This is a genomic window from Collinsella sp. (genome assembly GCF_052346665.1).
In the GTDB taxonomy this organism is placed as follows: domain Bacteria; phylum Actinomycetota; class Coriobacteriia; order Coriobacteriales; family Coriobacteriaceae; genus Collinsella.
The window spans coordinates 1-21225 of the sequence record NZ_DAWDUX010000030.1 but is presented as its reverse complement, the minus strand read 5'-3'; the positions used below and the strand labels follow the sequence as shown (position 1 = coordinate 21225).

General features: G+C 62.3%; 17 protein-coding genes and 1 tRNA gene. 15 read left to right on the top strand and 3 right to left on the bottom strand.

What is annotated here, in order from left to right:
- The first annotated feature begins 4 nt into the window (after positions 1-4).
- From selD to ACT8II_RS06635, 5 genes are all read left to right on the top strand, one after another.
- Positions 5-1045, top strand: a complete 1041-nt coding sequence (gene selD / locus ACT8II_RS06655) for a selenide, water dikinase SelD (RefSeq protein WP_443813432.1) — start codon at positions 5-7, stop codon at positions 1043-1045.
- A gap of 98 nt (positions 1046-1143) precedes the next feature.
- Positions 1144-2148: an XdhC family protein gene (locus ACT8II_RS06650; RefSeq protein ID WP_294122297.1), complete on the top strand. Its 1005-nt coding sequence runs from the start codon at positions 1144-1146 to the stop codon at positions 2146-2148.
- A 117-nt stretch (positions 2149-2265) separates the two neighbouring features.
- Positions 2266-3189 (top strand): FAD binding domain-containing protein, encoded by a 924-nt coding sequence (locus ACT8II_RS06645; protein ID WP_294122294.1) that lies wholly within the window; start codon positions 2266-2268, stop codon positions 3187-3189.
- Positions 3186-6041 carry a molybdopterin-dependent oxidoreductase gene (locus ACT8II_RS06640; protein WP_302741495.1) on the top strand — a complete coding sequence of 952 codons (2856 nt, stop codon included), beginning with the start codon at positions 3186-3188 and terminating at the stop codon, positions 6039-6041. Before ACT8II_RS06645 ends, ACT8II_RS06640 begins: the two co-directional genes overlap by 4 nt.
- A 192-nt stretch (positions 6042-6233) precedes the next feature.
- A complete protein-coding gene (locus ACT8II_RS06635) occupies positions 6234-6914 on the top strand; it encodes a copper homeostasis protein CutC (RefSeq protein ID WP_294122289.1) in 681 nt (226 codons plus the stop codon).
- Here the strand turns inward: ACT8II_RS06635 and ACT8II_RS06630 are convergent.
- Positions 6901-7920: a bile acid:sodium symporter family protein gene (locus ACT8II_RS06630; protein ID WP_118654125.1), complete on the bottom strand. Its 1020-nt coding sequence runs from the start codon at positions 7918-7920 to the stop codon at positions 6901-6903. The two genes, ACT8II_RS06635 and ACT8II_RS06630, sit on opposite strands and share 14 nt — an antisense overlap.
- Positions 7921-8237: 317 nt before the next feature.
- Here ACT8II_RS06630 and recJ point away from each other — a divergent pair, with 317 nt between their 5' ends.
- Both recJ and ACT8II_RS06620 read left to right on the top strand, forming a co-directional pair.
- A complete protein-coding gene (gene recJ, locus ACT8II_RS06625) occupies positions 8238-11600 on the top strand; it encodes a single-stranded-DNA-specific exonuclease RecJ (RefSeq protein ID WP_294157993.1) in 3363 nt (1120 codons plus the stop codon).
- A gap of 76 nt (positions 11601-11676) precedes the next feature.
- Entirely contained in the window at positions 11677-13983 is a 2307-nt protein-coding gene (locus ACT8II_RS06620; RefSeq protein ID WP_443813440.1) for a RelA/SpoT family protein, read from the top strand.
- A 206-nt stretch (positions 13984-14189) separates the two neighbouring features.
- Here the strand turns inward: ACT8II_RS06620 and ACT8II_RS06615 are convergent, their stop codons facing one another.
- Entirely contained in the window at positions 14190-14444 is a 255-nt protein-coding gene (locus ACT8II_RS06615) for a hypothetical protein (RefSeq protein ID WP_118654127.1), read from the bottom strand.
- A 92-nt stretch (positions 14445-14536) separates the two neighbouring features.
- Complete coding sequence (locus tag ACT8II_RS06610) at positions 14537-15457, bottom strand: helix-turn-helix transcriptional regulator (protein ID WP_158574845.1); 921 nt, start codon at positions 15455-15457, stop codon at positions 14537-14539.
- Between the two features lie 1135 nt (positions 15458-16592).
- Between ACT8II_RS06610 and ACT8II_RS06605 the strand changes: the two genes are divergently transcribed.
- The 8 genes from ACT8II_RS06605 (at position 16593) to rplT (ending at position 20944) form a co-directional block, all read left to right on the top strand.
- Complete coding sequence (locus ACT8II_RS06605) at positions 16593-16760, top strand: hypothetical protein (RefSeq protein WP_158574846.1); 168 nt, start codon at positions 16593-16595, stop codon at positions 16758-16760.
- A 35-nt stretch (positions 16761-16795) separates the two neighbouring features.
- A complete protein-coding gene (locus ACT8II_RS06600; RefSeq protein WP_118654129.1) occupies positions 16796-17224 on the top strand; it encodes a hypothetical protein in 429 nt (142 codons plus the stop codon).
- Between the two features lie 128 nt (positions 17225-17352).
- Entirely contained in the window at positions 17353-18045 is a 693-nt protein-coding gene (locus tag ACT8II_RS06595; RefSeq protein WP_443813431.1) for an MBL fold metallo-hydrolase, read from the top strand.
- A 127-nt stretch (positions 18046-18172) separates the two neighbouring features.
- The gene (fba, locus tag ACT8II_RS06590; protein WP_040361002.1) at positions 18173-19039 is read left to right on the top strand and encodes a class II fructose-1,6-bisphosphate aldolase; all 867 of its coding nucleotides are present in this window, start codon (positions 18173-18175) and stop codon (positions 19037-19039) included.
- A gap of 209 nt (positions 19040-19248) precedes the next feature.
- Positions 19249-19334, top strand: a tRNA-Leu gene (locus ACT8II_RS06585).
- A gap of 380 nt (positions 19335-19714) precedes the next feature.
- A complete protein-coding gene (gene infC / locus ACT8II_RS06580; RefSeq protein ID WP_118654132.1) occupies positions 19715-20317 on the top strand; it encodes a translation initiation factor IF-3 in 603 nt (200 codons plus the stop codon).
- 27 nt (positions 20318-20344) lie between these two features.
- Positions 20345-20542 (top strand): 50S ribosomal protein L35, encoded by a 198-nt coding sequence (gene rpmI, locus ACT8II_RS06575; protein ID WP_006720997.1) that lies wholly within the window; start codon positions 20345-20347, stop codon positions 20540-20542.
- Positions 20543-20584: 42 nt separating this feature from the next.
- Positions 20585-20944 carry a 50S ribosomal protein L20 gene (gene rplT / locus ACT8II_RS06570; RefSeq protein ID WP_443813428.1) on the top strand — a complete coding sequence of 120 codons (360 nt, stop codon included), beginning with the start codon at positions 20585-20587 and terminating at the stop codon, positions 20942-20944.
- The last annotated feature ends 281 nt before the right edge of the window (positions 20945-21225 follow it).

The window sequence follows — 21225 nt, the reverse complement described above, 5'->3', positions numbered from 1 at the left end:
GGCAATGTCCGAAGACGTGAAATTGACTAAGCTCGCCGCATGCGCCGGGTGCGGTGCCAAGGTGGGCGCGGGCGAGCTCGCAAAGCTCTTCGAGGGGTTCGAGCAGCCGCGCGACCCCAACCTGCTCGTGGGCTTCGACCGCGCCGACGACGCCGCGGTCTACCGCGTGAGCCATGACGTCGCCCTGGTCCAGACCCTCGATTTTTTCCCGCCCATCGCCGATGACCCCTTCGTGTTCGGCGCGATCGCCGCCACGAACGCGCTGTCCGACATCTACGCCATGGGAGGGGAGCCCAAGACGGCACTCAACATCATGATGATCCCCGAGGACCTTGATCCGGGCACGGTGCGCGAGATTCTGCGCGGCGGCGCCACTAAGGTCGCCGAGGCCGGTGCCATTGTGTGCGGAGGACACAGCATCTACGATCGCGAGCCCAAGTACGGTATGGCGGTGACCGGTCTCGTGCATCCGCGGTGCATCCTCACCAACGCCGGCGCGCATGTGGGCGACGCGCTCATCTACACCAAACCGCTCGGCATCGGCATCGTGACGACCGCCGCCAAGGCGGGTTTGGTGGGGAGGGCCGCCGCGGACGAGGTCGAATCCCTTATGATGACGCTCAACCGCCCCGCGCGTGACGCGATGGTTCGTTATCGCGTCCACGCGTGCACGGATGTGACGGGTTTCGCCGTTATGGGGCATATGCTCGAGATGGCGCAAGGGGCGGATGCGGCAATCGAACTCGAGGCCGCTGCCTTCGAGCTACTCGATGGGGCGCGCGACCTGGCGGCTATGGGCATCGTACCGGCCGGCGCCTATCGCAACCGCCGGTACGCGGAGGACGCGGCGGACCTCTCGGGTATTCCGCTCGACATGGCAGACGTGCTCTTCGACCCGCAGACTTCCGGTGGCCTCATGATCTCGGTCGATCCTGCCGACGCGTCCGCGTTGCTCGCAGATCTCGACCCGGTCGTCCCCGCGGCGCGTCTGGTGGGGCATGTAGTGGAGCACGAGCCGGGATCGTCCCGCGTCCGCGTGCATTAGGGCACGCCTGACAACACGCAGACGCTCGCTCGGCGGAAGAGGGCCCGTATCGAGCCGCTCGCGCATGCGCAAGAGACCATTCGAGAAAGGAAGTCCCCATGCGCAAGATCGAAACTATCGACAGCTTGATCGGCGCGCTCGACCGGGATGTGCCTGCGGTGCTCGTCATCGTGGTCGAGACGGCAGGCTCCGCCCCGCGCGAGCCGGGTGCCTGGATGGCGGTGTTCGACGACGGCCGCATCGAGGGCACGGTCGGCGGGGGAGCGTTGGAGGCCCGGGCCATCGAGGACGCTCGGTTGCTGCTGGCGTCGGGTGGGTCGAGGCTCGTGCGCTATACCATCGGCGGGGCGCAAAGCGACACCGGCATGGTGTGCGGCGGTGCCGTTGAGCTGCTTTTCATGCGCATGGGCGGGGAGCATCGTCTCATGTTGGAGAAGATGACCGCCATGTTCGGCGCGCGTTCCGAAGGCGTGCTTGCCATTGACCTCACGGCATTCGGCGGGTCCCTCTGGCCGGGGGAGCACGGCCCGGACGCCTCCCGCACGATAGAAGGCGCTCCGCACATGCGCATCGAGTGCTCTGGCGATGGGGGCGCCCGACCGGGCGTTGTCGGCACGTGGTATCGCGAGCCGATCTTCCACGAGGGTCGTGCGTACGTTTTCGGGTGCGGACATGTGGGTCGTTCCCTCGCCGAGGTCTTGGCGTTCGCGGGATTCGAGGTCGTGGTATGCGATGATCGCGCCGAAGTCCTCGGGCTCGCCCATCTGCCCCGCACCGTGGAGCGCCTCCGCGTCGATTACGGGGACCTCTCTGTGAGCGTCTCGATTGATGCGCGGGACTTCGTGGTGGTCTGCACGGCGGGCCACGCATCGGATTTCGACGTCTTGGCGCAGGTCTTGTCCGCCCGTCCTCGTTACGTGGGGTGTTTGGGCAGCAAGAAGAAGGCGGCGCATACTCGGGCGCGTCTGCGGGAAGCCGGGTTTCCTGCCGACGCGATCGATTCGATCCACATGCCGGTGGGTGTTCCGATCGCCTGCGAGACACCGGAGGAAATCGCCGTCTCCATCGCCGCCCAAGTGGTGGACGTGCGCCGCTCGATGTAGACCGGGGCTTGGCCGGAGCTTCGGAGCCTCGTTCACATCTTCCGGTGGCTCATATCCTCCACTGGTGCCGTCAAGGTAAAATGACGAGGTTGCCTTCAAACGTGAAAAGGGGAGGATATGCTGAAGTTCGCCAAGCGCCTCGTTCCGGCGACGACCGCCGAGGCGCATGAGATGCTGCTCGCCAACCGCGGCGCCCGTGTGCTAGGGGGCGGCCTGTGGCTGCGTCAAGGGCGCCGAGCCATCGCGTGCGCCATCGATCTGTCCGCTTGTGGTCTGGATTATATCGAGGAGAGCGACGATGCCTTCGTCGTCGGCGCCATGACTCCGCTGGCGGACCTCGAGCACGATGCGGCGTTCAACAGCGCGACTTGCGGCGTGTTCGAGCACGCGGTGCACGACATCGTGGGCGTCCAATTCCGCAACCTCGCAACCGTGGGCGGCAGCTTGTACGGCAGATTCGGCTTTTCTGATGTCCTCACGGCGCTCATGGCCCTCGACGCCGGGGTCAAGTTCACCGGCGCCGGCCGCATCGACCTGTCCACCTTTGCCGCGAGTCCCTATGAGCGCGACGTGCTCGAGCACCTCGTGGTCCATCGTCGTCCGTACAAGGCCGCCTACGGCTGTCTTCGTCGTCAGGCGACTGATTTCCCCGTGGTGAACGTGTGCGCCGCCTGGTGGGGCGATGCATGGCACGTGTCGGTGGGCGCCCGACCGCTGCGTGCGCGCCTGCTCGCGGGTGAGGAGCTCGGCTGCGGCACGCCCAAGCCTTCTCGCGAGGAGCTCTCCTGCGCCCTCGAGGCCGTTCGCTCACTCGATTACGGCACGAATTACCTTGCCGGTGCCGCCTACCGTCGCCACCTTGCGGGCGTGCTCGCCGTCCGCGCGATCTGCGAAGCGGCCGGTATCGAGGTGCCGCCTTCTCTCGAGGAGCGTTTCGAGCTGGAGGCGCGTGCATTCGAGGGCGATGCTGCCGCGTCCCCGTCGGGCTCTTGCGTCCCAACAGCCCCGATTGATTCCGCTGCCAAGGAGGCCGCTCGATGAAACTCACCCTGAACGGACGGCGCATCGTTGAGGACGTCGCCCCGGACATGACCCTGTTTGACTTCCTGCGCTCGCACGGATGCAAGTCCGTCAAGTGCGGCTGCGAGACCACGAGCTGCGGCTTGTGCACGGTGTGGCTCGACGAGCGCCCCGTCCTCTCGTGTGCCGTCCCCATGGCGCGCGTGGAGGGCCGTGCGGTCACCACGCTCGAGGGGCTGCAGGCGGAGTCCGCCGGTTTGGCGCGCTGCATGGCCGAGGAGGGCGCCGAGCAGTGCGGCTTCTGTTCCCCGGGCCTCATCATGAACGTGCTCGCGCTCGCCCGCGCCGCCGCCGACGACCCCTCGCTCGTCGCCACGCGCGAGGACCTCTCCCGCAACCTCTCGGGTAACCTCTGCCGTTGCACCGGCTACGAGAGCCAGCTGCGCGGCATTGTGCGCTATCTGAGGGAGGAGGGCGTCGCCGTTGGCTTCAAACTGCCTGTCATCGAGCAACGTCCGACCTGCGACGAATCCGACGCGCGGATCGCGGGCGGCTTTGAGCGCATTGCGCACCCCACGGTCAAGAAGGACGCGGCGGCCCTGCTCGCCGGCAAGCCCGCCTACACGGATGACCTCGCCCCCGCGGATGCCCTGACGGTCAAGTTCCTCCGCAGCCCCCACGCCCATGCGCGTATCCGCCGCATCGATACCTCCCGCGCGACGAAGGCCCCCGGGGTCATCGGCGTGTACACGTACGAGGATGTGCCGCGCACGCGCTTCACGCTCGCCGGCCAGTCGTATCCCGAGCCGAGCCCCTATGACGGCCTGATCCTCGAGGACAAGGTGCGCTACGTGGGCGACGAGGTGGCCATCGTCGCCGCGGAGACCGCAGAGGCCGCCGAGCGCGCCCTGCGTCTCATCAAGGTCGATTACGAGGTGCTGCCCGCCGTCCTCGACCCGCGCGACGCGCAGGATGCCGCCGCTCACGGCGCCGTCATCCACGACGAGTCCGATTACCATCTCAACTACGACCTCGGCGGCGACCGCGCGAGGAACCTCATGGCCCATGGCGAGAACACGGTGGGCGACCTCGATGCCGCCTTTGCCGAAGCCGACGTCGTGGTCGATCGCACGTACGAGACGCAGGCCGCCGCCCAGGCGATGATGGAGCCCTTCTGCGCATTCGCGGCCATCGACGCGTTCGGTCGCATTTCGGTGACGAGTTCCACGCAGGTGCCGTTCCATATCCGCCGCCAGGTCGCCGGAGCACTCGAGATTCCGCAGTCGCAGGTGCGCATCGTCAAGCCACGCGTCGGCGGTGGCTTCGGCGCCAAGCAGACGGGATGCTGCGAGGTCTTCGCCGCGTTCGTGGCGCAGCGCACCGGCCGCCCCGCCAAGGTCGTCTACACGCGCGAGGAGACGCTGGCCGCTTCGAACTCGCGTCATCAGATGGTGCTCCACGTGCGCGTGGGCGCCAAGAAGGATGGCACCATCACCGCGATCGACCTGCATACCCTCTCCAACGCCGGCGCGTACGGCGAGCACGGTTCCACCACGGTGGGGCTCTCGGGCGCCAAGTCGCTGCCCATCTACAATCATGTACTCGCGAGTCGCTTCACCTACGATGTCGTGTACACGAACACGATGCGCGGCGGGGCCTATCGCGGGTATGGTGCCACGCAGGGCTGCTTCGCCGTCGAATCGGCGGTCAACGAGCTCGCCGACGAGCTGGGCATCGACCCGATCGAGCTGCGCCGCCAAAACCTCGTGCAGGCGGGCGAGATCATGCCCCAGTACCACAACGAGCCGCTCAACAGCTGCAAACTCGACGACTGCCTGCTGACGGCGCGCGAGATGATCGGCTGGGACGAGAAGGGGCTTGTGCACGACCTCGGCGATCGGGTCCGCGGCCTCGGCGTCGCGGTGACCATGCAGGGGTCGGGTATCTCGAACATCGACATCGGCTCGGTCGACCTGCGCCTCGAGGAGTCGGGCTTCATCGCCATGCAGATCGGCGCCACCGACGTGGGTACCGGGTGCGACACCATCCTCGCCCAGATCGCCGCCGAGGAACTCGGGTTCGACCCCGATGCCATCGTGGTGCGCGGCGTCGACACGGATGTCTCCCCGTTCGACACGGGCGCCTATGCGTCCTCGGGCACCTACATCTCGGGCATGGCCGCCAAGCGCGCGGCCGCCCAGCTGAGGGAGAAGATCTGCGCCCAGGCCGCCTCCTGGTGGGGCCTCGAGCCCGAGCGGGTCGCCTTCGACGGCGAGCACGTCTACGAGGCCGGTGAAGACGGGGAGCCTGTCGAGGGGGCGCTCGAGGCCGGCCGCGTGCTCGATGTGCGCGCCTTCGCCAACGAATGCGTGCGCGGCGGCGCGGGCGATTGCCTCACCGCCCACGCCGCGGCGAGCTCCCCGGTGTCGCCGCCGCCGTTCATGGCGGGCATCGCCGAGGTCGAGGTCGAGAAGGCGACCGGCAAGGTCAGCCTCGTGGACTACGTCGGCGTGGTCGACTGCGGCACCATCGTCAACAGCGCCCTCGCGCGCGTGCAAGCCGAGGGCGGCATTGCGCAGGGCATCGGCATGGCGCTCACCGAGGAGGTGTCCTACAGCGCGGCGGGCCGTTCACGCGGCCGTTCGTTCATGACGTACCGCCTGCCCACGCGCCTGGACATCCCGCAGATCCGCGTGGCGTTCGAGCCGAGCTACGAGCCGACGGGCCCGTTTGGCGCCAAGTCCATCGGCGAGGTCGTCATCAACACGCCGGCGCCCGCCATCGCGAGCGCTGTGGCCCATGCCACCGGCGCGTACGTGCGCGACCTGCCCATCACGCCCGAGAAGGTGCTCGTCGCCCAACCCGAGTCCTAGTCCCAACCCGAGGCGTGTGCAAGGCGGAGTCGAGGGCGGGAATGTCGAAAAAACGGCCCGCGAGGGTCCCGATTTTCGACATTCCTACCCTTAGGCTCATCGTATCCCTGCCCATGCGCTAGGATGGACGCGCCGATGCCGGGGCCGATGACGACCGGCTGGAACCGAGACACATTTCGAGAGGAAAGCGCCATGCTGTTCGAATACTGCGCCGAGAACTTCACCAACATCGAGGCCGCGCTGCGTGCCGGCGCCGGCCGCATCGAGCTGTGCGACAACCTGGCGCAAGGAGGCACCACGCCGTCGGCGGGCGTGATCGAGCAGGCGGTGGGCATCGTGCATGCCCACGAAGATGCCGAGGTGCGCGTGATCATCCGGCCGCGCAAGGGCAATTTCGACTATTCGAAGGCCGAGATGAAGGCCATGGAGACTGACATCCGCTATGCGGGCGCCAACGGCGTGGACGGCATCGTGATCGGGTGCCTCAAGCGTCGCTCCAAAGGCAAGGGCTTCGAGCTTGACGCAGATGCCACGACGCGCCTCATCAAGGTCGCGCGCGGCGTGGGCGAGATGCGCGGCCGCGACTTGGGCATCACGTTCCATATGGCGTTTGACGAGCTCGCGCCCGCCGAGCAGCTCGAGGCGATCGACGTCCTCGCCGGCCTCGGCGTCGACCACATCCTCACGCACGGCGGCGCCGCGGGCGCCCCGATCGAGGACAATTTCGATCAGCTCCGCGCCTGCATCGAGCGCGCAGCGGGACGCCTGGTCATCCTGCCAGGAGGCGGCATCACCCACCAGAACGCCGCACGCGTCGCCGAGGCGCTTGGCGTTGACGAGTTGCACGGTACGAAGATCGTCAAGCTCGGCTAGACGGGCCATGCCCCTTCGCCGACGCCCATCCGCGCCGCACGAGCTTGACCTCGGCGGCGCGTTCGCGTTCGGTGAGACGCGTCATGATGCGCCCAAAGATCGCGGCGAGGAGTTGCTGGAAGATGGTCCCGCACATGACGGGGAAGACCGCCTCGCCGGGGAAATACTGCGTCGCTATGACCGCGCCCGATGAGATGTTGCGGAGCCCGCAGTCAAACCCCATGGTCACGAGCGTGGAAAACGGTTGATTCAGCAGGCGCGCGGCGATCATGCCCCACAAAAAGCCTGTGCTTGCGAACAGTAGGATAAACAGGGCGACCCCTGCCCGCTCCCAGGTCATATTCAGGACGTACTCGCTCAGCTCCGTTGAGTTCGCGGTGATGATGACGACGAGCAGAACCTTACACAGCGGGTCGATGACGGGGGAGAGCTTCTCGTGCCCCCAGCCGCGCGAGAGGTCGTTCACCGCCATGCCGGCAAGGGCCGGCAGCGCGATCATGAACACCATGTTGACCATCATGCCGATGGTGTCCATCTGGATGGTCGCGCCCATGAGGACGCTGAGTGTGAACGGGATGGAGAACGGCGAGAGCACCGTCGAGACGAGGATGGCGCTGAGCCCAAGCGCCGTGTTGCCCGAGAACATGCCGACCCACATGAAGCTGACGATGCCGATGGGCACGCTGTATTCCAGCAGAACTCCGGTGATGATCTGCGTGTCCCCGGCGAATAGGATCGACGCCATGCCGAATGCAACAACCGGCATGAACACAAGCGTGACGCCGAGTATGACCAAGAGGGGGAGGGGATGCCGCACCGTCTCGGCGAGTTGGCGGAAGGTGTTGTTGAGCGATCCCTGGAAGGTCATGAAGGCGAAGAGGAACGGGACGACCGTCTCGATGGGGCCGAACACCCCGGGGAACAGGACGCCCGCGGTGACGCAGAGCGGGACAATGAAGGGCATTCGCGCGCCAATCGCCTTCCCCAGTCGTCTCCATGCGCCCATGCTGCTCCTTTCGCCGCCTCCTATGGGTACCCAAGCATAGTCCGTACGCGTTACAGGGTTGTTACGACCCAAGGCGATGCGCATGTCGAATATGCGTCGACGCTTGTCTTTACGGGAGCATTTCCGCCGCCTGCCGGGAAGGAGACGTTTTGTCGAGTCACGCGTGTATACTGGGAGACGTTCAAAACGCACGCCCGCCGCAGCGGGCAATCATCAAGGATTTGATCTTATGTCGAGCGTGATCCGCATCGGCCGCGCATTCGCTGCAAGCGGCCCCACCCATTCGTCCCTCCTTTCTTTGGGAAAGGAGGATGGCCATGGCATCGCTTAAGACGACTCATCACTGGTGCGTGGCGGCAAGCGATCCCAAGCTTGAGGGCGAGCTCGCCGCGGGGCTGGACGTGGCGCCGCTCGTGGCGCGCATCATGGTCGCCCATGGGATCCGCTCGGTTGAGGAGGGTCGCCTGTTCCTCACTCCCTCGCTGGAAAGGGACTGGGCGGATCCCCTTATCATCCCCGGCATGGCCGAGGTGGCGGATCGTGTGGAGCGGGCGGTGCGGAGCAGCGAGCCCATCGCCGTGTTCGGCGACTTCGACGTCGACGGCATCACGTCCACCTGCCTGCTCACCGAGGCTTTGCGCGCGCTCGGTGCGCGTGTCCAGCCCTTCATACCTCATCGATTCGACGAAGGCTACGGCTTGACCTGTCAGGCCCTCGACCGCGTGATCGAGGCGTGCTCGCCATCGCTCGTCATCACGGTCGACAACGGCATTGCCGCTCGTGATGAGGTGGGCTACCTCACGGAGCGAGGCATCGACATCGTGGTGACCGATCATCACGAGCCCGCCGACCTTGTGCCCCAGGGCATTCCCGTCACCGACCCGAAGATTGACGGGCGAGGCCCCAGCCGCGAGCTCGCCGGCGTCGGCGTTGCCCTCAAATTGGTGCAGGTCCTGGGATCGCGGCTGGGCATGCCCGAGCTATGGCGTTCGTTTACCGAGGTCGCCGCCCTCGGAACGGTGAGCGACATGATGCTTCTTACGCCCGAGAACCGCGCGCTGGTGGCAGACGGTATTGCCCACATGCGCACAACGACAAGGCCCGGTTACGTCGCGCTCGCGGCGGTGACCAGAACGGACCTCTCTGCCATCACCGCCGATGGGCTTTCGTTCTCGCTCATTCCGCGCTTGAACGCCGCCGGACGCATGGCCGACCCCACCCTGGCGCTCGACCTGCTTATGGCCCGTGACCCCGATGAAGCGGCGTCGCTTGCCTCGCGCCTTGAGGAGATCAACCAGGAACGCCGCACCATCGAGGCAGAGCTCACCGAGCAGGCTGAGGAGCTCGTCGAGAGGACGTATGACGGCGGCCGTTGCATCATCGTGGGCGGCGAGGGGTGGCATGAGGGCGTGAAGGGCATTGTGGCGAGCAGGCTGGTCAACCGCTACCACGTACCGGCCCTTCTGTTCTCGATTGAAGACGGCATTGCCCGCGGCTCCGGTCGCTCCGTGGGTAACGTGAACCTCTTCGAGGCGGTCGAGAAGTGCTCGGACCTGCTCATTCGTTTTGGCGGTCATGCCGGTGCGGTGGGCGTGACGTGTGTCGCGGAAAATCTCGATGCGCTGCGCGAACGGCTCGATGCGGTGCTCGCGGAACTCCCGCGGGAAGATTTCGAAGACCGCGGCGAGGTGGCGGCGACGGTGCGCCTCTCGGAACTTGATATCGACACCATTCGCCAGATCGGCATGCTCGAGCCATTCGGGCAAGGCAACAAAGTGCCCCTGCTCGCTGCTTGCGGTGTCACCATGTGCGATCGTGCCGTGGTGGGCAAGACGGGCGACCATATGCGGTTCGTGGCGACCGATGGCGCCGCGAGCGTTCCGGCCATCATGTTCCGCGTCGCGCAAGTCGACGCGCTCGTCAACTGCGATACGGTGGTCGATCTCGTCTTCGAGGCGGTCGCCGAGTGCTGGCAGGGCCGCGTCAAGCCCAAGCTCATGGTCAAGGATATCCTCTGCCGGTCGTGCTCCGACGGCGGGCGCGTGGGGCTGCCCGAGCTTCCGCCCCTCTCGTGCGACGCTTCGACGGCCCAAAACCCCCTCACCGACGGCACGCCATGTGCGGCACCCGCCGCCGAGGTGCCCGTACCGGTTGACGCCGACCGTCGCGCCGCCCTGGCTCGACTGCCGTATGACCAGCTCACGCGCTCACTCATCCATACGATGATTGGTTCCGCCACTCCGCATCGCGCGCAGCTCGAGGCCCTCGACGCCCTCAAGGGCGGTCGCAACACCCTTGCCGTCATGGGCACGGGCCGGGGCAAATCGCTCATCTTCCATGTGCATGCCATGCGCGAAGCAATCGCCAATGGCATGGTGAGCGTGTTCGTCTACCCGTTGCGCGCCCTCGTGGCCGACCAGTCGTTTCACCTCACCTCAACGCTCGCCAAACTCGGCGCGCGCGTCGGCGTGCTTACGGGAGAGACCCCATCGGCTGTTCGCGACCGCCTGTTTAACCAGCTTGTCGCTGGCAAAATCGATATCGTCCTCACCACGCCCGAGTTCCTCTCCATTCATCGCGACCGTTTCGCCGTCTCGCGCCGCGTTGGGTTCGTCGTCGTGGACGAGGCACATCACATGGCGGGAGCAAAGGGCGGGGACCGCGCCGCATACCTCGATTTTCCAGCGATTTTGGACCAGTTGGGCGCCCCCCGTGTCCTTGCCGCGACCGCGACGGCATCGACGGACGTCGCGACCGAGATTTGCCGTCTTGCTCGCATCGACAACGTCGTCGTTGACGCCGCCATACGCGACAACCTCGATCTCGATGACGAGCGTGATCTCTCCAGTCGCGAGAACCGTCTGGTCTCCATCGTCGCCACCGGGGAAAAATGCGTGGTGTACGTCAACTCGCGCGACCAGTCCGTCGCGCTTTGCCGTACGCTGCGCCGACGCGTGCCGGAATTGGGGGAGCGCATCGCCTTTTACAACGCCGGTCTCAGCCGGGCCGATCGCGCCGTCGTCGAATCGGCGTTTCGTGACGGTGCACTCACCTGCATCGTCTCCACATCTGCGTTCGGCGAGGGCGTGAACCTGCCCGATATCCGCCACGTGGTGCTGTACCACATGCCCTTTGGTTCTACCGAATTCAACCAGATGAGCGGTCGTGCTGGACGCGATGGTGCCCCGGCTCGCATCCATCTGCTTTACTCGCGTCGCGACGCCCGCATCAACGAGCGGCTGCTCGATGCCGCCGCCCCCGAACGCGGGGAGCTCGTTACGCTGTACCGTGCGCTCCAGACCATGTGGCGTCGCCATCGCGGTGAGGCGTCCGGGGCGCCCCTGAGCGCCAGCGACCTCGATATCGCCCAGATGTGTCTGGCCATCGACGCGCGTACACCGGTGGATGAGCGCGCGGTCCCGCATGGGCTTGCGATCTTCGAGGAGCTCGGCTTTGCCCGCGTGGCCGGCGACGAGCGTTCCCGTCAGGTCGAGATGGTCGAGAATCCCGGGCACGTGGACCTCGATCGCTCGATTAGGTACCTCGAGGGCATCCACGCCCGCATGGAATTCTCCGCATTTAGGGACTGGGCTCTCACCGCCTCCGCCCGTGATATGCTGACACGCGTGAACCGTCCAATAACCCCGCAGGTGAGCGAGGGAGGTACCATCGATGGATAAACAGCCGATTGCAACGCGGCAACCCAAGGCCACGGAATGGAAACAGGGCTCCGAGCCCTTGCGCCCGAGCGCCGAAATGGTGCACTACGCTCATGCCGACGACCTTCCCACCGAGTTCATGGCGGACAATTTCGACAAGCTCGCGAACCTGGTGGGCAGGTACATGGGCAAGGAGGATTGCGACCTGGTCGAGCGGGCGTACTGCTTTGCCGCCGAGAAGCACTGTGCACAGAAGCGCCGCAGCGGCGAGGCGTACATCAATCATCCCGTCGAGGTCGCGATAATCCTGGCGGAACTCAAGATGGATTGCGACGTGGTGTGCGCCGCACTGCTGCACGACACCGTCGAGGACACGACGACGTCTTTGGATGATGTGACCACGTATTTTGGCGAGACGGTCGCGGAGCTCGTCGACGGCGTGACCAAGCTCACCAACATCGACGTGGACACCATGGATGAGAAGCAGGCGCTCAACTTGCGCAAGATGTTCCTCGCCATGAGCCGCGATATCCGCGTGGTCATCGTCAAACTCGCCGACCGCCTGCACAACATGCGCACCTTGGCGGCGCTTCGCGAGGATCGCCGCCTGTTCAAGGCGCGCGAGACCATGGACGTGTATGCCCCGCTCGCCGACCGCTTGGGCATGAGCTCAATTAAATGGGAGCTCGAGGACCTTTCCTTCTTCTACCTGGAGCCCGAGGCCTATCAGCGCATCGCCCGCATGGTGAGCGAGAGCCGCGAGGTTCGCGAGCGCTTTTTGGCCGAGACTATCAAGGCGCTCGATGACGAACTAAGGGGTGTGGGTCTCACCGGGTATCAGATCGCCGGTCGCTCTAAGCATTATTGGTCGATCTATCAGAAGATGAAGCGCAAGGGTAAGGAGTTCTCCGAGATCTACGATTTGGTGGCCCTGCGCGTCATCACCAACTCGATTGCGGACTGCTATTCCGCCCTCGGCGCCGTCCACTCGCTGTGGACGCCCATGCCGGGGCGCTTTAAAGACTATATCAACATGCCCAAGGCGAATAACTACCAGAGCCTTCACACCACGGTCATCGGTCCCACGGCGCGCCCGCTTGAGATTCAGATCCGCACGTACGAGATGCACGAGCAAGCCGAATACGGCATCGCCGCGCACTGGCTCTATAAGCGCTCGGGTGGTTCGAGTGCGGTCAAGGCAACGAGCGCCCAGCGCCTCGACGACCAGATCAACGCCCTCAAGCGCAGCCTCGACTGGGCGGCCAACGACGAGATTGACGATCCCAAGGAGTTTCTCCACTCGCTCAAGGTCGACCTCTACGACCAAGAGATCTTCGTCTTCACCCCCAAGGGCGAGGTCATGAACTTGCGCATGGGATCCACTCCGCTCGACTTTGCCTACTCGGTACATACCGAGGTCGGTAACCATTGCGTGGGCGCCAAGGTCAACGGCGCCGTGGCTCCGCTTACGCACACGCTCGCCATGGGCGATCGCGTCGAGATCCTCACCAATAAAAACGCCAAGCCCTCGCGCGACTGGCTGAACATCGTCAAGACGCCGAGCGCCAAGTCCAAGATCCGCCGTTACTTCGCTTCGGCGACCAAGGACGAGGACGCCACGGCCGGTCGCGAGATGCTCGCCCGCGACCTTCGCAAACGCGGATACGGCATCTCCACGCCGCGTTCGACGCGCGCGCTCAACGCCGTGGCGAGCGACATGAACTACAAGGCGCTTGAGGACCTGTTCGCCGCGGTGGGCGCCGGCAAGGTGCAGCCGCGCGCCGTGGGCAATAAAGTCCAGGCAATCCTCGACCCGCAGCCGCAAAACCCCGCCGAGGCCAAGGCAGAGGCCATCGCCAGCGTAGTGCATCAGCCCCCGCGCACCGGTGGTCAGTCCAAGCGTGCCAAGAAGGGCAGCAACGGCGTGCTCGTGGAGGGCGCCGACGGAGACGGCATGCTCGTTCGCCTAGCGCATTGCTGCAACCCCGTCGCGGGCGACGATATCGTGGGCTTCATCACGCGTGGCCGCGGCGTGTCGGTGCACCGAGCCAACTGCCCCAACGTCAAGGGGCTTATGGAGCATCCCGAGCGCATGATCGGCGTGAGCTGGGATACGGGCGCCGATGCCTTGTTCCAGGTCGAGGTCGTGGTCGAGTGCATCGATCGCATGGGGCTGCTCAAGGACGTCACCATCGCCATCGGCGACGCGGGCGGCAACATCCTCTCCGCCGCCACCTCGACCAGTCGCGAGGGCATCGCGACCCTGCGGTTCCTCATCGAGATTTCCGACGCGAGCCGCCTCGACCCGCTGCTCGCCGCCATCGGCGCGGTCGAGAGCGTCTACGACGCCCGCCGTCTCATGCCGGGTGAGGGCAATAAGACCATGAAGCGCAGGTCGCGCTAACCGCTCTTCGATTACCAAGAGAAGGTGCGAACCCCCGTGCAGGTAACGACTTTACCGTCATTTGTCTTGGAGAAAACAAAGCGGTAGACTCCCGGGCCGACGTTTGTCCATTCGGCTCGGGAATATCCGTTTCGCTTCAACGTGGCCGATCCAATATACGATGTGCCGCGGTAGAGCTTGACGGTGAAGGTGCCACTTGATGGAGATTAGGCTGTGAGTTCAACTCCCATGTTCTGACCCGAGAAGTGCTCGGCGGTAAGGCTCTTGGAAGTCAGGAGTGCGAATGACGTATTGATTCTAAGTGTTTCGACAAGATTGTCCGGGCGTTTCGTCATTGGCGTCTCGTAGATATGGGCTGTCATGGGAATGCTGGCTTGTGCTGCCGCCTGTTGCGGGCATAACCCAAAGACGGATGCTGCCATCAATATGAGTGCTGCTGCATTTGCGACAATGTGTCTCATTGTCCCTCCAAATGTAGAGAGCCGATATTGCTCCAACTATGCCCTTTTGTCCCACAACAGATGTGTAAGCAATGGGGTGCAAATCGTCCTATTTAATGTGTGGGGATATTTATTAATTCTCTCAACTCTTCCACGCTGTGGACACCGAGTTTTTTAAACGTGCGGCGCCTATAAGATTTGACGGTATTCGTCGTGGTGCTTCGCGTTTCGCAAATCTCTTTGACGCTCATTCCTTTTGCCAAGTCGAGAACTATATTCGCTTGAAGGCCTGTAATGCCGTATTCGCTGAGCAGTAGCATTCCGTCTGCTTCCTGTGCCTTCTCTGTTTGCCTGTCGAGCCGGAGTGCCCCATATTGCCTGAAGAAGGTGAGCAGGGCCATGCCACAAACGATGAAATTGAGAATTAAGGGTAGCCCCCAGAGTTCGTAATAGGTCCCGACAATGGGAGAGAGGATTAGCCCTATGCCCGAGTAATAGGGAACCGCGACGAGGGACGTCGCCCTCTCTTTGTTTTTGCCGCACATGTGAAGTAATCCGAAAAGAAGCGCCGTACAAATAAAAAGTGAGCAGACGGTCAATAGACCCAAGTACAGTTGGGCCCCTATCACAACAAAGGCAGAGAGGCTGTAGAGCGATATAGCGATTTCTGTCGGCGTCTTCGCTGGGGCACGGGAAGGAAAGCACTTGGTCGGAGATGACATGAAAGCGAGGCTGTAAACCTGCAGCAATACCCCTGCGCCCCAGATGAAGTAGTAGCTTGCCTGAAATATCTGGTCTCCATTTGGGAGGGTTATGGTGTCCGACAGAGTGGATGTGATGACGATAAGGGCTGCTAGCAGGCTAATCGCCAGACATTTCCAAGAAAGATGATTGTTTGCCGGCGGGTCTGCGGGGTTGTCGAGGTGGATTTTCCCGTCCCGGACAAGCCTCTCAAGATCCGTGTGCGCAGATATATTGAGCTTTTTTCGAGCGCGTGAGCGAAGGGTGGATATCGTTCCTGGTGCAATTCCCATTGCGTCGCTGGTCGAGTGCGTTTTCTCACCCAGTAAGTCGCGAGCGATAACTTCGTTCTCCCTGGCGAGAGCGATGTCGCCGCGTCGCCGGAGAGATGAGGTCGCTGTTCGGTGGGATGCGTCTTGCAACGCCGCTTGCGCAGCTGTATGCGTTGATGGCAGGCGAGCCCCAAAAGGAATGCTGGAGGGAGGACCCAAAACCATACATTTACTTGATTGTCGAACAGGCCGCTGGAAAAACCATAGGTGAGCGCAATGCCGTTTACAAGGAAGCTCGATACTCGATAAACGAGCATTCCGGACATGAGCCACAAGGGTTCAAAGACCAATTGGTTGTCCTCGTGTAGGCTATGTTTGAGCTTGAGGAACAATGCGAGCCCACAGAGGAAGGACAGCACAATCGTCCAAAGCGGATTGTTCTGAGGAAGAAAAAGAGTCGCCTTGTCGTAGAGGAAGAACAAAGCGTAGGCGAGCAGGAATGATCTTGGCCCGCTTGCCGAAGCCGTCTCATGAGAATGTGCCTGCAGGAAGATTGCCCAGCATATCAAAGATGAGGAATAGCTAAATGCTACGCAGAGACTGAGCAGGTTCTCGACCTCAGAGGGGATTGCATATGCTAGAAACGCTTCAGAGCAGAGGATGGACGCGCTTTCGGCGATGACGAAGACTTAAGCAGAAGCGTGGCCCAAGCGGCTTATGAGAGGCTGATATTTGAGATTGGTCTTTATTGCCTTGCTGCAAAAGGGCAATGCGCCAAGTGCGATGCAGAGAGGGACGATTTCTGTGTTGGAGGATGAGATCGAGAGCGTCGGATTATATGCAGCTCTGGGGAAGCAAATAAGAACGGCGGTCCACAAGCTCAGTGATAGTTTCTCGTTCATTTGAAAGCTCGATTCGTCAAGCGATTCAGCTTATTATTCGAAAAAGTGTATCAGAAGATAGCGAAGCCTAATTTCATATGAATTGCACCCCCATTGTTGACAAATGAAACGCCTCTGGAGTGCAAGGATGTATATGGGTTCAATAAACGGAGCATGGGGAGTTGAGATGCTCGGGGAGAGAAACAAACGTCTTAGAGTCGGGGCGGGTATGCCCGCGAAAATGCCTTGCTTTGTCTTTCGAAGATTGGACGATCATGAGTAATGTCGCCCATCATGCCGACATGTACATCATCATGAAGCATTGGTACTGCGATGTTCCCGAGATGATCACGCGCAAGGACTTCTATCTCTATTCTGACGCCGCTTGCACAAAACTGGTTAAGAGCTGGAGTGTTGAGGCGCCTGTCGGGGTAACTAGGTAAAAGGTACTTGCCCCGAAACGAGGAGGCGATTTCGGATGAAGCCAATGGGCGCTGCAATGAGACGGGTCATCGCCGTTGCTCTTGTCGGCTCAATCGCGTTGTGGGCCGGGTTCATCTACGTGAACTTGTTGTGGCAAGGTGATCGTATGCTGGCTTCAATTGTCGTCTTTGCGGTTTGCGGTGGAGTGAGCGCCCTGCCAATCACCCGCTTTGCCAAGGAAGACGCCAAGGCGGATGCTGGCCGCTTCGTAAACAAGCTGAAGAGTGATGGAAGATACTTCTTCCGAGTGTTTGCCATTTCGGGACTGCTATGCATGGGGGCTTCATTCAGAATCGATGCTCTGGGCGATGAGATATGGCTTTTTCAGCTCGGAATGTGGATTGAGGCAGTGAGTGCTTGGATAAGGGGCTATATCTCTCTTGTGGGTTTCTGGTATACGCCTCGCGGGTATCGAGGGGTGTGAATTTGGTTTTCGCCCACTCGGAGTGTCAGCTCGATTTAGGATGGCGTAGGATAATCGAATGAATGTCGAGGCGGGACTCGAAGTCTCGCCTCGATTGTTTTTACGCATGCCGCGAAGGAGTTGTAGATATGAAGCTCGATCTCGAGAAGAGGGGGTCGCTCGCCATCCATTGCGTGGTGAACGGGCCCATCCAGACCAACACGTACTTCGCCGTGAGTGGGGACGAGGCCGTGATCATCGACCCCGCTTGGGAGGGCGAGAGACTCGCCGAGGCGTTCGCCGGGCGTTGCCCGGGCGCCCGCGTGAGCGCCATCATCTGCACGCACGGCCACGCTGACCATATCGGTGGCGTGGCGGGTCTGCGCCGCGCGCTCGGACCGGATGCGCCGTTCATGATCTCCGCGGCAGACAAAGATTTCATGGCGGGGGCGATCGAGAGCATGCGCGAGATGTGGGGGTTCGACCACGAGATGCCGCCCACTCCCGACCGTCTGCTTAACGAGGGGGACACGTTTGAGTTCGGTGACGTTGTCCTGCAGGTCATGGCCACACCGGGCCACACTCCCGGCGGTATCGTGCTTTTCTGCGCGGCGACTACGGGTGACGTGGCGTTTGTGGGTGACACGCTGTTCCCTGGCGCGCACGGCCGCACCGATCTCGAAGGCGGTAATGAGAAACAGGTGATAGACTCGCTCGGCAAGATGGGTACGTTCCTGCCCGCCGATACTTTGTGTCTCATCGGCCACAACGACACGACCACCATTGCGCGCGAGCTCGAGACGAACCTCTTTATGCGCCGCGGCTTGCGCCATTACCGGTGAGCGCGTGGGCTCAACATCGGCTCGATGTGTCGAGCTGGCTAACGTCCCAATGCTCGTTTAGATGAGCCGTTCGCGTGGTAAAATGCAGACGTTTACCGTTCAGAGTATGGACAATGGGAGGTCCAATATGCTCGTCAATGCAGCTCAGATGCTCAAGGATGCCGAGGCCGGTCACTACGCTCTCGGCGCGTTCAACACCAACAACCTCGAGTGGACCCTGGCTATTCTCCAGGCCGCCGAGGAGGCCAAGTCTCCGCTGATCCTTCAGTGCACCGCCGGTGCCGCTAAGTGGATGGGCGGTTTCAAGGTCTGCGCCGACATGGTCAAGGCTGCCGTCGAGGCCACGGGCGTTACCGTTCCCGTCGCCCTTCACCTCGATCACGGTTCTTACGAGGACTGCTTCAAGTGCATCGAGGCCGGCTTCACGTCCATCATGTATGACGGCTCTCACGAGGAGACCTTCCAGCTTAACCTTGACCGCACCAAGGAGCTCGTTGAGCTTGCCCACTCCAAGGGCATGTCCATCGAGGCCGAGGTCGGCGGCATCGGCGGCACCGAGGACGGCGTGACCTCCAACGGCGAGCTCGCTGACCCCGCTGAGTGCAAGCAGATTGCGGACCTGGGCGTTGACTTCCTCGCCTGCGGCATCGGCAACATTCACGGCGTGTACCCCGCCGACTGGGCCGGCCTTTCCTTCGAGCGTCTTGGCGAGATCAAGGCCGAGACCGGCGACCTGCCCCTCGTTCTGCACGGTGGCACCGGCATCCCCGAGGATCAGATCAAGAAGGCCATCTCCCTGGGCATCTCCAAGATCAACGTCAACACCGACCTGCAGCTCGTCTTCGCCAAGGGCGTCCGCGAGTACATCGAGGCCGGCAAGGATCAGCAGGGCAAGGGCTTCGACCCCCGCAAGCTCCTCAAGCCCGGTCGCGACAACATCGTGGCCCGTACCAAGGAGCTCATGGAGGAGTTCGGTTCCGTCAACAAGGCGTAACGTTTTAGGTCACTGACCAGTTGGGGCGCCCGGCTTCTTTCCACACAAACGTCCTCGGGGAATCGTCTTGGCGGTTCCTCTGCGGGATGTTTGCTTAGGGAAGAAGCCGGGCGCCCCTTTCGTAGCCAGACCAGTTGCGTAAGCGCTTTAGTCGGAATCTCGCAACGTGGGTGTGATTGCTGTGGTACCATAGCTGAGCGTGATTACGTGCCCGAGTGGCGGAACGGCAGACGCAGGGGACTCAAAATCCTCCGCTGGCGACAGCGTGTGAGTTCGAATCTCACCTCGGGCACCATGCATGGCACGTGATACGTGGATGCAGAGCGCAGTTCAGCAATGAGCCGAACTCACGCGAGTGTCCGAGTGTTGAGCAAACAGGCCCGTGGCCTGTTTGTAGCGAGGCCGCGAAGGCTTTGGCCTGAGCGGATGTGGACGCTGCAAGGCGGCCGCTTCGAATCTCACCTCGGGCACCACATCCATTACTCGTGAGGAAAGCATGGAGTAGACACTCCCGTGCTATCATTCTTGAGTCGCTGGTTTTCCAGCAGGAAAGCGGGATCTGAGGGTCCCCACCTTTCGGCACCATTGGGTAGCTGTCTGGTCGCACAACCGAACGCTTGCACTCACGCTACAATTTGCGTGGAATCGAGCAAAAGCTGTCGACCCGGATACCACATGGTTCCGGGTTTATTTGTACGAGTGCAAGAAGGAGGTATCGAGATAGCTAAGTCTGATGACACCCGCATCAACGATGAGATTCGCGCTCCGCGCGTCCGTCTCATCGGCGTCGATGGATCGCAGCTCGGTCTGTTCGACACACGTGATGCGCAGCGCATCGCCGATGACCAGAACCTCGACCTGGTGGAGATCGCTCCCAACGCGGATCCGCCGGTTTGCAAGGTCATGGATTACGGCAAGTTCAAGTACCAGCAGGCCATGAAGGCCAAGCAGGCTCGTAAGAACCAGTCCAAGATCGAGGTCAAGGAAATGAAGTTCCGACCCAAGATCGACGTGGGCGATTACGAGACCAAGAAGGGTCACGTCCTGCGCTTCCTCAAGAAGGGCGCGCGCGTCAAGATCACCATCATGTTCCGAGGCCGCGAGATGGCGCATCCGGAGCAGGGTCTGAACGTGCTCGAGCGTCTTGCCGAGGATCTCAAACCGTTCGCTACGGTCGAGTCCCAGCCCAAGCTGGAAGGCCGTAACATGCTCATGCTGCTCGCCCCCATCAAGGGCGCCTTCGATAACGAGGGCGAATCCGAGCCGAGCGATAAGTAGTCAACCAGGTATCAGAAGGAGAGTTCCATGCCTAAGATGAAGACCCACAGCGGCAGCAAAAAGCGTTTCCGCCGCAGCGGCACGGGCAAGATCATGCGCGCCAAGGCCTACAAGAGCCACATCCTGACCAAGAAGTCCACCAAGCGCAAGCGCGGCTTCCGTCAGGAGACCGAGCTCGCCGCCGCCGACGCCAAGGTCATCAACGCCCGCCTCGCCGGCCGTTAATCCATCCTTTCCGCTGTTATCTCATTTAGGAGTTGATTAGATATGGCACGTGTCAAGCGCGCTGTGAACGCCAAGAAGAAGCGTCGTACCGTCCTTAACCGCGCAAAGGGTTATTACGGTCAGGCATCCCGTTCCTATAAGTACGCCAAGGAGCAGGTGCAGCACTCCCTCCAGTACCAGTACCGCGATCGCCGCAACAAGAAGCGTGAGATCCGCAACCTCTGGATCACCCGTATCAACGCCGCCGCCCGCATGAACGACATCTCTTACTCCCAGTTCATGCACGGCCTGAAGCTTGCCGGCATCGAGCTCGACCGCAAGGTCCTCGCTCAGATGGCCTACGAGGACATCGAGTCCTTCAACGAGCTCGCCACCATCGCCAAGAAGGCTCTCGAGGCCTAAATGCGTTTCTACGGGATGTCCCATGGGGCATCCCGTTTCTTTTTACGATGGATACCCGATCGAAACAGGGTATATATCCCGTACAGATGACCGCCGCATACATGTAATAGAACCGAATGGTCGTCATCTATATAGGGTGGGAGATCGCCCAAAGCTCCTTCTCATATAGGAGGTTAAGAATTCCTGTTATGGAGGAAATGTGAAGTAGCGATTCTCGCTTCACACGCCCTCCGACTCTGGCAATATATCTCCTTGCCGCGCGGGTGGCCGAGTGAAGACGA